The 12942-nt window shown below is 44.8% G+C and carries 11 protein-coding genes and 1 pseudogene; 4 read left to right on the forward strand and 8 right to left on the reverse strand.

Annotated elements, in window-relative coordinates:
* Nucleotides 1-385 precede the first annotated feature (385 nt).
* The 7 genes from Dpoa2040_RS05955 to flhD all read right to left on the reverse strand — a co-directional run bounded on the left by Dpoa2040_RS05955 (nt 386) and on the right by flhD (nt 7871).
* Nucleotides 386-2089 (reverse strand): methyl-accepting chemotaxis protein, encoded by a 1704-nt coding sequence (locus Dpoa2040_RS05955; RefSeq protein ID WP_168640631.1) that lies wholly within the window; start codon nt 2087-2089, stop codon nt 386-388.
* 118 nt (nt 2090-2207) lie between these two features.
* Nucleotides 2208-2705, reverse strand: a complete 498-nt coding sequence (gene cheW / locus Dpoa2040_RS05960; RefSeq protein ID WP_042871322.1) for a chemotaxis protein CheW — start codon at nt 2703-2705, stop codon at nt 2208-2210.
* Nucleotides 2706-2740: 35 nt separating this feature from the next.
* Nucleotides 2741-4780, reverse strand: coding sequence for a chemotaxis protein CheA (gene cheA, locus Dpoa2040_RS05965; protein ID WP_168640635.1), 2040 nt, complete (start codon nt 4778-4780; stop codon nt 2741-2743).
* Nucleotides 4781-4791: 11 nt separating this feature from the next.
* On the reverse strand, nt 4792-5922 hold the full coding sequence (gene motB / locus Dpoa2040_RS05970; RefSeq protein WP_042871326.1) for a flagellar motor protein MotB: 1131 nt from the start codon (nt 5920-5922) through the stop codon (nt 4792-4794).
* Nucleotides 5919-6806 (reverse strand): flagellar motor stator protein MotA, encoded by an 888-nt coding sequence (motA, locus tag Dpoa2040_RS05975; RefSeq protein ID WP_146411173.1) that lies wholly within the window; start codon nt 6804-6806, stop codon nt 5919-5921. The genes motB and motA overlap by 4 nt, the downstream gene beginning before the upstream one ends.
* Before the next feature lie 133 nt (nt 6807-6939).
* The gene (gene flhC, locus Dpoa2040_RS05980) at nt 6940-7518 is read right to left on the reverse strand and encodes a flagellar transcriptional regulator FlhC (protein ID WP_023640182.1); all 579 of its coding nucleotides are present in this window, start codon (nt 7516-7518) and stop codon (nt 6940-6942) included.
* A 2-nt stretch (nt 7519-7520) separates the two neighbouring features.
* Nucleotides 7521-7871 (reverse strand): flagellar transcriptional regulator FlhD, encoded by a 351-nt coding sequence (gene flhD / locus Dpoa2040_RS05985; RefSeq protein ID WP_016940930.1) that lies wholly within the window; start codon nt 7869-7871, stop codon nt 7521-7523.
* Nucleotides 7872-9025: 1154 nt separating this feature from the next.
* On the opposite strand from flhD, the gene Dpoa2040_RS05990 reads away from it, so the two are divergent.
* On the forward strand, nt 9026-10756 hold the full coding sequence (locus Dpoa2040_RS05990; RefSeq protein ID WP_168640632.1) for a methyl-accepting chemotaxis protein: 1731 nt from the start codon (nt 9026-9028) through the stop codon (nt 10754-10756).
* A gap of 40 nt (nt 10757-10796) precedes the next feature.
* On the opposite strand, the gene dsrB is transcribed toward Dpoa2040_RS05990, so the two are convergent.
* Nucleotides 10797-10997, reverse strand: coding sequence for a protein DsrB (dsrB, locus tag Dpoa2040_RS05995; RefSeq protein WP_042871334.1), 201 nt, complete (start codon nt 10995-10997; stop codon nt 10797-10799).
* Nucleotides 10998-11286: 289 nt separating this feature from the next.
* Here dsrB and Dpoa2040_RS06000 point away from each other — a divergent pair, with 289 nt between their 5' ends.
* From Dpoa2040_RS06000 to Dpoa2040_RS06010, 3 genes and pseudogenes are all read left to right on the forward strand, one after another.
* Nucleotides 11287-11664: a cytochrome b562 gene (locus tag Dpoa2040_RS06000; protein WP_168640633.1), complete on the forward strand. Its 378-nt coding sequence runs from the start codon at nt 11287-11289 to the stop codon at nt 11662-11664.
* Nucleotides 11665-12429: 765 nt separating this feature from the next.
* Nucleotides 12430-12741 (forward strand): phage holin family protein, encoded by a 312-nt coding sequence (locus Dpoa2040_RS06005; protein ID WP_042871337.1) that lies wholly within the window; start codon nt 12430-12432, stop codon nt 12739-12741.
* Nucleotides 12731-12942: pseudogene (locus Dpoa2040_RS06010) on the forward strand (glycoside hydrolase family 104 protein); the annotation flags it as partial. The gene Dpoa2040_RS06005 and the pseudogene Dpoa2040_RS06010, both read left to right, overlap by 11 nt.

Below are 12942 nucleotides of genomic sequence, written 5' to 3' on the forward strand. Positions count from 1 at the left end.
TATAGGACATCTTTAAAGTACGCCTATACAATTGGCATTAGTTATATCAATCGGCAGCATTAAACCTTTCTTTAACTAAATAGACGTCATAACGATAACAAAAATCAAAATTGCAATTTTTGTCTCAAAAATGCCTGTTCTTCAACACTGTCTGAAACCATTAACGCACAATAACCCTTAAAAACATCTTAAGTAAACAGTATTCAATATAGATCCTCCACACTATATTTTCTGTTCCGTGATACAGATTCTTATCAAAGATAAATCAACAGCCTAAAAATCAGCCAAACAAAACCTATACTCAACATCCTTGCTTAGGATTAATTTTCATTATTACTTAACTATCAATGCAATGGGGTGATAAACACCCCACCCCATTCAGCGATTAAAAAGTCTCCCAGTTATCTGTAGTGTTACCAGACCTGACCTTTTTCTCTTTTTCTGCCATAACTGATGTTGCCAACAAAGCAGTTTTGGCAACATGTGCTGGTACCTTGGCGGTTGCACTACGTAGTAATGATGTTGAATTTTCCGATACACGGAATACCGCTACTGCCTGATTCAATACCCGGACTTGTTCTTCCAACGCATTTGCTGCAGAAGCCGACTCTTCAACCAGCGCAGAGTTCTGCTGAGTAACTCGATCCATTTCTGTTATGGCTTGACCCACCTGGTCAATACCACGACTTTGTTCTTCGGATGCCGAAGCGATTTCTCCCATGATGTCCGTAACACGTGTAACGGCACCAACAATCTCGCCCATGGTTTCTCCCGCACTTTCAACCAGCACAGAACCCTCTTCAACGCGATTTACCGAATCCTCAATCAATGATTTAATTTCTTTCGCAGCTTGCGCACTTCGCTGAGCCAGATTGCGCACTTCTCCTGCTACAACAGCAAAACCTCTTCCTTGCTCTCCAGCTCTGGCAGCCTCAACGGCAGCATTAAGAGCCAGAATATTAGTCTGAAACGCAATACCGTCTATAACACTGATGATATCAGCAATTTTCTGTGAACTACCTGCAATGTTATGCATAGTTTTAACCACATTATCAACGACCGTACCGCCTTTTTGCGCAGTTTCAGAAGCACTCAAGGCCAGTTGGCTTGCCTGACGTGCGTTTTCAGCATTCTGCTTCACAGTCGATGTCAATTGCTCCATGCTCGCTGCAGTTTCTTCAATCGCAGCGGCTTGCTGTTCAGTTCTGGATGACAAGTCACCGTTGCCCGCGCTGATTTCCGATGCTCCAGAATAAATAGCATCTGCACTCAGCCTAACCGCACTAACCGTCGTAAAGAACTCAGTCTGCATATGCCGCAAGCTATCAGCCAAAACCCCCATTTCGTTTGTGCCATGGAAATCAATCCGTGTTGTCAAATCACCCTTCGCCATATGACGAATATGACCGATAAGATTATTCAATGGCTGAATAAGTGAGCGGTTGATACCCAGCCAGACAATCAGCGCCATTGTGATAACGAGTATAGCCACCGATATCAACAACCATAATGCCGTCGAATAAGATGCATTATTCTCTTCTACAGCACTGGCATACACTTTGTCATAAGACTCTTTGTAAGAGTAATAGGCCTTTTCGAACCTGTCCTGAAAACCTTGGGTCGGCTGTTCGAAAAATTCCTTCATTCGGCCGTTAGAGATAAAAACAATCAACTCACTTAATGCACTGTTCAGTGTCGTATAATTATCCTTTACCACTTGAGCAATCGCTGGATCTTGTTGATTGGTATAAGTAATTTTTTCATAATTAGCAAAATGAGTATTAGCGATAACCAGTTGTTTTTTCGCCAGTTCAATCAATTCATTCGCTGACACACCGCCGGAAACACCGCCCGATAAGTCCATTGCATAACGGGTTCCTGCACGATTTAGGGTATTGCGAGTCTGCAATAAATAAGACCAAGTAGATTCAAGTTCCGACTTTTGCTGATTAATAATCCTTGTTGTCGTGAAAATATCTCTATCTAGCTTTAATGCATTAAAAAATAGTCCACCAGAAATAATTTGAAGAGCAATGAACAACCCAAGAATAGTAACAATCCCAGTAACAACTCTTACACGATTCAGCATATTAAGCCTTAATTGCACGTTCACTGATGCTTTGGCATCTCTATGACTTTTTGAATTTCAAAAAACTGAGGGTATTAAATGATATGGGCCACCGAAGTGGCCCATTATGGCTGGAGTATCAAGCTTTAATAACACTATCAACCAGCGCCATTTCTTCACTGCTGAGTAGTTTCTCAATATCGACCAGAATAAGCATTCGCTCACCCAGAGAACCTAATCCAGTGAGGTATTCCGTTGACAGAGTCACCGCAAATTCCGGTGCAGGGCGAATTTGATCAGCGGTCAGTGACAGTACATCAGACACGCCATCAACTACGATGCCCACGACACGTTGTCCCAGATTTAATACGATAACGACGGTATTATCATCATAGTCAACTTCCTGCTGCATAAATTTAATGCGCAAATCGACTATCGGCACAATGACGCCGCGAAGGTTAGTTACACCTTTAATAAAACCAGGGGTATTTGCAATACGAGTAACCTGATCATAACCGCGAATCTCTTGAACCTTCAAAATATCCACGCCGTACTCTTCATCACCCAGCGTGAAAATCAAAAATTCTTGACCTACTGTCTCGCCTGCTAGTTTTGTGACATTTGCAAGTCCAGTCATGTTTCTCACCTTTAATCTATAGCTGTAATTTGCTGTTAAGCTGCGGTTTCAACCACACGCTTTTCCCGATAAAGCGCCTGCAACGCAGAAACATCCACAATTAGCGCTACGCTACCATCACCCAAAATAGTTGCGGCTGAAACGCCTGGCACCTTGCGGTAGTTGCTTTCCAGGTTTTTCACAACAACCTGATGCTGACCAATTAACTGGTCAACCAGCAAGGCATAACGACGGCCTGCACTCTGTAGAATAACAACGATGCCCTGAGTGGCATCCGTCTTTGCTCCGGCAACATCGAATACCTGATACAGCTCAACCAGTGGCAGATATTCGCCACGAACCTGCAACACTCGCTCGCCTCCTGCAAGAGGATACAAATCCTCGGCCTGAGGTTGCAGAGACTCCATGACAGCGTTAAGCGGCAGGATGAACACTTCATCATTAACCTTAACAGACATCCCATCCAGAATAGCCAGCGTAAGCGGCAGAAGAATCCGGATGGTAGTTCCCTTGCCCTTCACGAAATGGATTTCAACATGACCACCCATTTCTTGAATATTCCGCTTCACCACGTCCATACCAACACCACGGCCTGATACATCGGTCACTTTCTCTGCAGTAGAAAAACCTGGGGCGAATATTAGCATACCGACTTCCTCATCCGTCATGCTATCACTCACCGCCATGCCTTGAGACAAGGCTTTGGCCAGAATACGCTCGCGATTCAAACCTGCACCGTCGTCAATTACTTCGATGCAGATATTGCCCCCCTGATGTTCTGCAGACAGAGTCAGGTTTCCAATAGCTGGTTTGCCCGATTCAATACGTTTTTCTGGCGATTCAATGCCGTGGTCAAGACTGTTACGCACAAGATGTGTTAGCGGATCAATGATGCGTTCAATCAGACTCTTATCCAACTCGGTTGAACTCCCTTGCAGAGTCAACTCAACCTCTTTACCCAATTTGGCAGCCAAATCACGCACCAGACGCGGGAAACGACTGAATACATATTCCATCGGCATCATACGGATGGACATTACTGACTCTTGCAGATCGCGTGCATTTCTTTCCAGTTGTCCCATGCTATTAAGCAGATCACCATGGGCAACTGGGTCAAGGGCACTGGAACGCTGAGCTAACATAGATTGGGTAATAACCAGTTCTCCAACCAGGTTAATGAGCTGGTCAACTTTTTCCACCGCAACACGGATACTGGTATCACCGGTTTTCTGTCTGCCTTTCGCTGCATCACCATTGCCACCTGCTGGCTTAGTCGTCGGTGCAGCAACGGCTGGAGCAACAGGTGATACCGGCGCGGCAGGAGCAACAGGCTCGTCAGCAGCGGTTGTTGCAGATGCCGCAGGAGCATCCTCGACAAGCTCAGCACCAGGGGAAGACTTGAAGCTAACCTGGTCCGGCTCCAGAACGAAGCACAACACGGCGCTGATGTCATCTTCACTGGCTGAGGTGTCCAGTGTAAGTTCAACGCTGTTACTGGTTTGGATAGAATCTTTCACCGTTCCCAGATTTCCCAGTTCCTCAAGCAACTGAGGAATATCTGACTCTTTCAGGTTGGTAAGAGCAATTCGTAATCCCGAATTACCACCAGCAGCAGCTGGTGCAGAGGGAGCGGAAACCGGCTGTTCAGCCGCTGCTTTGACCGGGGAAGCCCCAGCAGAGCCATTTTCTTTGGACTCCAGAGCAAGCTGGCGCAGAGCCTGACAGATATACTCAAAGCTCTCGGCGTTGGGCTCCTGCGCGGTTTTGTAAGCATCCAACTGATCCTGCATGATATCTTTGGTTTCCAAAAACAGGTTGATAATATCAGTGCTCAATCGCATTTCACCGCGCCTAGCACCATCCAACAGGTTTTCTAATATATGTGTAGTTTCCTGTAATACAGTGAAACCGAATGTCCCTGCGCCCCCTTTAATCGAGTGAGCAGCGCGGAATATGGCATTCATCTGTTCCGTATCGGGCGCCAACGGATCAAGTTGCAATAAATGTTGCTCCATGTCCGCCAACAATTCATCTGCTTCATCAAAAAATGTTTGATAAAAAGCACTCATGTCCATGCTCACGTGGGTCACCTCTGCTGTGAATCGCGGCTTGTTGAAGAAGGTGTCGCCTGACTATCAGGTGCTGCTGGCAATGCTGTTGTAGGCTGCCGACGGTTTGTCGCCGATGCGCCATTCGCTCCAGATACCGGCACCGCTGTTGCGGGTGCCTGAGCAGGAGACACAGTTGAGCCAGATGCAGGCGTCCCATTGTTTTCGGGCTTTGGTATAGCTGTGCTGTTACCGTTATCGACAGGCGCAGTAACTTGCTTGGCTTTATCCATACCCATATTCTGTAAATTTTCTATCTTATCAATATTTACTGCGCTACTTTCAGCATTCTCACGCTCGATGTTCTCCTGTGCCTGCTTATTCAGGACAACCAGACTGATACGTCGGTTAATAGCATCACTGCCCCCTTTAGCCTGCTTAAGATTCATCGTGTCGGCCATGCCAACGACGCGCAAGACTTTACCATCGGCTAGTCCGCCTGCAATCAGTTCACGCCTGGACGCGTTAGCACGATCCGCAGATAACTCCCAGTTACTATAACCGCGTTCACCCATTGCATACTGTGCATCATCAGTATGGCCCGATAAACTAATTTTATTAGGGATATCATTTAAAATAGGCGCGATAGCTCGCAAAATATCACTCATGTAAGGTTCGACCTGAGCACTGCCAGTCTTAAACATTGGGCGGTTGTTACTGTCAATAATCTGAATACGTAATCCTTCATCGACCATTTCAATTAATAGATGCGGTCGCAATGCCTTAAGGCGAGGATCAGCTTCGATCAACTGATCGAGGCGCTCTCGCAGTTTGTTCAGCTTTATTTCTTCAAGACGTCCGTCCATAGTATCAATCTGCCGCTTCACATCGCCTTCCTGCTGTGTTGGATCGGAACCACCACCAGGGATGGGATTAGAAGCATCGCTCATCTTTGGACCAGATGTGATAGCGATTTTCAGTGGCGTACGGAAATATTCAGCAATCTGAGCCAATTGAGAAGGTGAGGAAATAGCTATTAACCACATGACCAGAAAAAGAGCCATCATAGCAGTCATGAAGTCAGCATAGGCAATCTTCCATGAACCACCGTGATGGGCAGCATGTCCCGATTTACGTTTTTTGCGGATAATGGGATGCTGATGTTTCATGCGTCATTTTCCGATGCCTGCTGCGCTGGAGCCTTCACATTACGAATATGTTCTTCCATCTCAGTAAATGAAGGACGAACCGTTGAATAAAGGGTTTTGCGTCCGAATTCAACGGCAATCTGTGGCGCATAGCCATTCAGGCTGGACAAAAGAGTCACTTTGATGCATTGAAGGACCTTGATTTTCTCTGAATTTTTCTGGCGTAACAACGATGCCAGAGGCGATACAAAACCATAAGCCAGCAAAATACCAAGGAACGTCCCCACCATTGCATGAGCGATCATCATGCCCAATTCAGCAGCCGGTCGATCAACAAATGCCAGTGAATGCACCACCCCCATTACTGCTGCAACGATACCAAACGCTGGTAAACCGTCCCCCATCAGGTTCAGACTAGTTGCAGGCACTTCCACTTCATGCTCGACGGTTTCAATTTCTTCATCCATGAGCGTCTCAATCTCAAACGCATTCATGTTGCCACTGACCATCAATCTGAGATAATCCGTGACAAATTCTACGAGATAGTTATCAGCCAAGATGCGGGGATAATTGGAGAAAATTTCACTTTCCTTCGGGTTATCGATATCAAATTCCAACGAGAGCATACCCTGCTGACGAGACTTGGCCATCAGTCGGAATAATACAGCCATCAGATCCATGTACACGGCTTTCGTATATTTGGGGCCTTGCAATAAAACCGGCAACGCTTTTAGCGTCGCTTTGATCGCCTTGGCGTTGTTACCGACAATAAATGCGCCAACAGCTGCGCCACCGATAATCAGCAGTTCAGAAGGCTGATACAACGCACCTAACTCGCCACCAACGATAAGATAACCGCCAAGTATGGAGCCTATAGTGACAAGATAACCCAATATAACCAGCACAAGAATTCCTTATAGATAGTAAAAGGGTGGCCTAGAGAGTTATAAATGCAGTTTTACCAACGACTTATTTGGAGGGAACACTGTCATCGAGCAATGAACGCGCGATGACAGAACCACAAAATCGCCATCAGGCTCAGACTGCATGTTTAACCTGTTCGTCCAGCAGTTGAGGTATCATATCGGCAACACTCGGCGAAAGTTTACGTCTTTTTACTGCTCTAGAAGGTGGCTGGCATAAACTGCAGACAAAACTATTTTTTGGCTGATGCGCATGGGTGATAAACATGCCCTTGCAACAATTACATGAGGACAACTGCAACATGCCGCTATCGACAAACCGTACCAGTGTCCAGGCTCGGGTCAACGCTAGTAAAGGCACATCGCTTTGAGGGGCACATTGCTCAAGATAAAGGCGATAGGCTTTTATGACTGCTTCAACGCCACTGCATTGACTATTTTTAAGCAAAAAAAGATAGGCATTATAGAACATGGAAGAATGGATATTCTGTTCCCATGTCATGAACCAGTCGGTAGAAAAAGGAAGCATACCTTTAGGTGGAGGACTACCTCTTAACTCTTTATAAAGCTTGATTAAGCGGCCACGGCTCAACTGAGTTTCGCTTTCCAACATCTGCAAACGAGCACCCAGTGAAATAAGCTCCATTGCAAGCTGAATATCTTTAGCTTCCTGAACAATACTTTTCTCAGCCATCATTATGCCCTTTTCTTAGGCAAGCTCTCTTCCTTTGAAGACAGCTCTTGCAACAAATGACTTGACAACAAAATCCCGGTATGAATCTGTTGCAGATCATCAACCCGGGATTCTTGTGTTAACAATTTAATAGTATTGTGATCACTGAAGCGAAAATGGCATATCAACTGATTGGTTTCAGCGAGTTTTACCATTTGAGGTAGGGTCAGTTGCATCAATGCATCTGCCATTTCCTCATTGATGCCCAAACGGAACATTGCTGATGCTTTTTCGTCGTTTATTAATCGCTGAGCCAGTAACAAATAAGACAAATTAATGTCATAAATGTGTTTGAGTAATTCAGAGGTACCCATATTCCCATCCCGACAGACTATGTTTCAAACATAAGTTAGGTGATAGACTGCTCACCCGCTAAACAATCACTCTCCATAGGTGGCATGAAAACTATCGGTGCCAGATAATTCTACTACTTTATAATCTTTAAAAATGACGAAAAATACAGCATCTGCCCTGATGCGTCTGAGACTCCATCTGTTCATAATTCTAGGTTCATCCTTTTTCCGTATTGCGTCCAACATAGAACGTAGGATTAGTCCTAATCCTTAGTAACTGTAACGCCTTCCGCCTGACTCACACAACGCAGACACATCAGCATTTTGATAATTATGTGATATATATCACAAAACAGAAGGGAACAAAACACAATATTTCACTAATTTTTACCTCGCAATGAAATTTTCCTGAAGGCAATGCCAATTTTGATGCGAGAAAAAAACTTCCCACAATCATGCGCGAAGCTGAGAAAAAACACAAACAATTGATTTGAAACAAAAAAAACACTCAAGACTCCAAACCACAATTCTATAATCACATCAACTTACATTAGATCACCTAATTCGATCACATAAGTTATTATATGCAACTGAAACAATGTCACTATAAAGAAAATAATAGCAAGCTTCACGATGCACTGTGAATATTCCTGTTCAATAAGAGTACGCACTGTTTGAGCACAGTGTGTTGAGCCGCTCTTGTTAGGTGCATAAAAAACCATCAATAAAAGCAGGTTACAATATAAAAAAGCAAAAGAAGTGGTAGCCTGAAAAGCCTTTTCAATCATCTCTTTCATCTATTGCTATCAATATTGGTAAAATACGATTGTCGCTCCCACTATTACGTCAATTCGGGATGTAAGGCTTCCCCAGCAGCGTCGAACGTTACCAGCTTGTTAACTCGCCTCACCTTTCCAATTGTTAGGCATCACTTATGTCGATTAATTACCGACTAACTGAGTATATAAAGCTAGAAGCTGACACTCCTTCACCACTAGATTCGTGATCGACATCGCATTGAAATTCATGAGTGTTTCAAATTATATAGCGATGTTGGATTATGTTGGTATTTTGGATAAGGACTGCAACACAACTGTTTCCAGAAACAAAAATTCCCAAATCACACCTGTACATAGTACGGTTAGTGCACATATGTTTTTCCTGAAAATGAGCGAATGGATATGAAAATGATGTCAAAGTCTGAACAACAGGGTAAAGCCGGCATCCTAGGTAATCTTGGACTCGTACCGTTATTTGTCATCATTCTGGGCGGCATCATGCTGTTGTTTGCCCTGGCTATAGGCACTGCCAGCTATTTTCTGGTACGCGCCAACCAAAATCTGGATTATGTCACTCAGGAAATTGATGTCCGCCTCGGTTTGTCAAACAGCTCCAACCATCTCAGAACCGCTCGTCTGCTCATTATTCAAGCTGGCGCTGCCGTTCGTGTTGGAGACACAGACGTATTCAATAACAACCTGAAGCAAGCGGAGCAACGCATTGCTTCCTCGAAAGACTCCTTCAAAGTTTATGAGAACCGAGTCGTCAAAACAGATGCTGACCTAGCCTTAGAACCAGAACTGAATAAAGCCTATAACGATTACATTGAAAAAGGCATCATGCCGATGCTGAAGGCAGCAAAAGATGGTTATTTTGAAGAGATCCTGACACACGAATCAGAAGAGGTCCGCGTGCTAGATGAAGCTTATAATAAGCCCTTGTTAAAAGCGATCGCGCTTCGTACTGAGCGAGCCAAAGCACTTAATAGCAGTGCTCAATATGAGGCTGTGATGGGATATACACTGATGGCTATCAGCTTCACCATTGCTACTGTGATGACCCTGCTCACCTTCTTGTTCTTGCGCGGTACGCTTATTAAGCCGATGAACCGGCTGGTACAACGCATTCAACGTATTGCCCAAGGTGACCTGACACAACCCAACGAAATCTACGGCAAAAACGAAATCGGCACACTGGGTCATAACATCCAGCAAATGCAAGCATCGTTGGTACATACCGTTTCTACAGTGCGTGACAGTGCGGACTCCATTTATCAGGGAACGACCGAGATCACTGCAGGCAATAGCGATCTATCTTCACGAACTGAACAGCAAGCTGCGGCAATCGAACAGACTGCTGCCAGCATGGAGCAGTTGACTGCTACCGTCAAACAGAACTCCGATAATGCGCACCATGCCAGCCAGCTAGCCTCTACTGCATCGGGCAAAGCCAGACAAGGAGGTGAAATCGTCGAAAATGTAGTCACCACAATGAACAGTATTTCTAACAGTTCACAGAAAATTTCCGAAATCACTAATATGATTAACAGCATTGCCTTCCAGACGAACATTCTGGCGTTAAACGCTGCTGTAGAGGCAGCCCGCGCTGGCGAGCAAGGCAGAGGATTTGCGGTTGTAGCAGGTGAAGTTCGTAGTCTGGCACAGCGCAGCGCTCAGGCCGCCAAAGAGATTGAAGGATTGATCTCCGAATCCGTCTCACTGGTTCATAATGGTTCAGAACTAGTAGACAAAGCGGGTCAGACCATGCATGAAATTGTCCGTGCCGTAAGTAGTGTAACCGACATTATGAATGAGATCGCTTCCGCTTCAGATGAACAAAGCCGTGGCATCACTCAAGTTGGTCAGGCAATCTCCGAGATGGATAGTGTGACACAGCAAAACGCAGCATTGGTACAACAAGCATCTGCGGCAGCCAGTTCACTCGAAGAGCAAGCGATGGTGCTAACGCGTACAGTGTCCTCCTTTAAACTCTCCAACCACATTCAGGACAGAGCTTACGCATCGGTTCCCATCATGCCCAAGCCTATGCTGGCTGCATCAACAGCGACTGCTTTACGCGCTTCTTCGAGTATAAAGCCCGGTAATGATAACTGGGAAACCTTCTGATCATGCGGGCCGATACAGTCAGTCACCTGTATCGGCCCATTTATTGGGCGGCAGACTGGTATAGCTCGACAAATATTCCCTCTGGGCTGTTAAGCTCATTGAAAAACCAGACTCCTTCGGGATAGTCTTCCAGGGCAATGAGGTACATCGTTCCTTCCTGAAATGGTTCTACCGTCAGGATGATTCCTTCCCGGCGCACGTCACCATCGGTTTTTACTGTCACTTTATCATCGACATTCACTCATCCACCTCCATTCATCACGACCATACAACTGCTGACCAATGTACAAACATTGATGACAACCCTTGGATAATATACAAGAAATAATTCGAGTTGCATGACAACGCTGCTTCTGGCAGCGTTGTCATGCAACCTAGTCACTTACTTATGTAAGCTGCCGGAGCACCTCAGTTGCTGAGTGACAAAACTATAAATAGCCTTGCCCTTAAAGGCTTATATATGGCGTTGTCCTGCAACTCGAATATTTTGGTTATAAACCCGTTATCTGGCTAACCAACAGGAGTGAGCAATGAAAAAAACAATTATGTCCATCAGTCTGGCAATCGCAGCGTCTACTGTAGCGCTTCCTTTTGCTAGTCTGGCCGCAGTAAAAGACGAAATGGGCGCTATGGCGAAGAGCTATAAAAGCGCCTCAAGTGCCACCGATGCAGCCACGCTGAAAACAGAGCTGTTGAACATGAAAGCCCATGCAACCAAGGCCAAGGTAGATCCAGAGTTCAACAATAGTCCGAATAGCAAAGTTTTTAACGAAGGGCTGGGAAAACTGCTCCAGCAAATCGATGCAGCTATCGCACTGGTTGATGCGGGTAAATTGCAAGAAGCCAAAGCAGCAACAGATGAACTGAAAAAAACCCGCGCCGAGTACCACAAAAAACTAGGCGTATAACTCTCATGTTAACACCGCAGCAGTAGCCCCTTATGACTGTTGCGGCTTTTCTATTTCCCTGTCAATAATCAATTAAAACTGGACAATATATCTTCACCTTTTTGATATTATTTGGCCAAATAATTCCGCAAATTGACACCTGTTAGAAACATACTATAAATAGAGAAATTTAATATAAATCACAGTAAAAAATAAAAACACCCCCATTAAAAAACCTTGCAATATATACAAAATTCAATTATTTCGATTCATGCAAACATATTTACTATCAACATAAAAAAACCATATACCAGTTACTCTGTTCATGTTAGAAAATTTCACGCACTGGAGATGCGTTCCGACTTATTCATTTCTCTCAGCACAGCAAGGAAACAATGTCTACCATGTAGAAAAGAGCATTATCTTCCCCATACACCGTCATTAAAAATATTTATTTTTCAAAATGATAAAAAAATTACCAGAAAACAGCGATTCAATGCTTGCGCATAAATCACTTGAAAGTGAAACAAGACTTGAGCTTCATCAGAAAAAGCATGTAAATAATTTTCACATGATTCATATTTATAAATCAGCCACTTTCTCCGTTTCCCGAACATTCGCAATATCCTGTTTGCTGATGACTGACCCATCAGCCATCGCTGCCATCACAACGGACCAACTGGTTTAATATAGGCCATACCATACACCATGGGACAACACGTAAAACACCCTGTTATCTCTATTGTTTTATTGCATTGCCTCAAAAACCAACGGCTGGACTCACACATGAATGAAACAGATAAAAGTATCGTCTCCTTATTTATTATTGGCACACTGATTGCCGTCGGCAAAGTATTGTCGGGTAGTGAACCCATCACACTCCGATTATTTATTGGCCGAGTAATGCTGGGCGGCTTTGTCTCAATGATGGCAGGTATCGCACTGGTACAATTCCCCGATCTGTCGCCTGTCGCCATCAATGGCATTGGCGCAGCTCTTGGCATCGCTGGTTACCAGGCTATTGAACTGCTTATCCAACGTCGTATTCGGCAACTGGGTGAACAGGCTGCACCGGAGAGAAAAGATAATGCTCAGTAACTCCCCAAACCTGACTGCGTTTTTGGATATGCTGGCTTTTTCTGAGGGTACAGCGACGCATCTACTCACCCGAAACCGCGGTTACGACGTCATTGTCACTGGCATCGATGGCAAACCAGAAATATTCACCGACTACCAAGATCATCCATTCGCTAATGGTCGACCAGGTAAAGTATTCAATAAACAAGGACAGCGATCCAC

Source organism: Dickeya sp. CFBP 2040, from assembly GCF_012273755.1.
In the GTDB taxonomy this organism is placed as follows: Bacteria; Pseudomonadota; Gammaproteobacteria; order Enterobacterales; family Enterobacteriaceae; genus Dickeya; species Dickeya poaceiphila.

Coding starts and splice junctions, on each gene's coding strand:
- Dpoa2040_RS05955 (WP_168640631.1), bottom strand. CDS start 2,089: ATGCTGAATCGTGTAAGAGTTGTTACTGGGATTGTTACTATTCTTGGG.
- cheW (WP_042871322.1), bottom strand. CDS start 2,705: ATGACTGGACTTGCAAATGTCACAAAACTAGCAGGCGAGACAGTAGGT.
- cheA (WP_168640635.1), bottom strand. CDS start 4,780: ATGGACATGAGTGCTTTTTATCAAACATTTTTTGATGAAGCAGATGAA.
- motB (WP_042871326.1), bottom strand. CDS start 5,922: ATGAAACATCAGCATCCCATTATCCGCAAAAAACGTAAATCGGGACAT.
- flhC (WP_023640182.1), bottom strand. CDS start 7,518: ATGGCTGAGAAAAGTATTGTTCAGGAAGCTAAAGATATTCAGCTTGCA.
- flhD (WP_016940930.1), bottom strand. CDS start 7,871: ATGGGTACCTCTGAATTACTCAAACACATTTATGACATTAATTTGTCT.
- Dpoa2040_RS05990 (WP_168640632.1), top strand. CDS start 9,026: ATGGATATGAAAATGATGTCAAAGTCTGAACAACAGGGTAAAGCCGGC.
- Dpoa2040_RS06000 (WP_168640633.1), top strand. CDS start 11,287: ATGAAAAAAACAATTATGTCCATCAGTCTGGCAATCGCAGCGTCTACT.
- Dpoa2040_RS06005 (WP_042871337.1), top strand. CDS start 12,430: ATGAATGAAACAGATAAAAGTATCGTCTCCTTATTTATTATTGGCACA.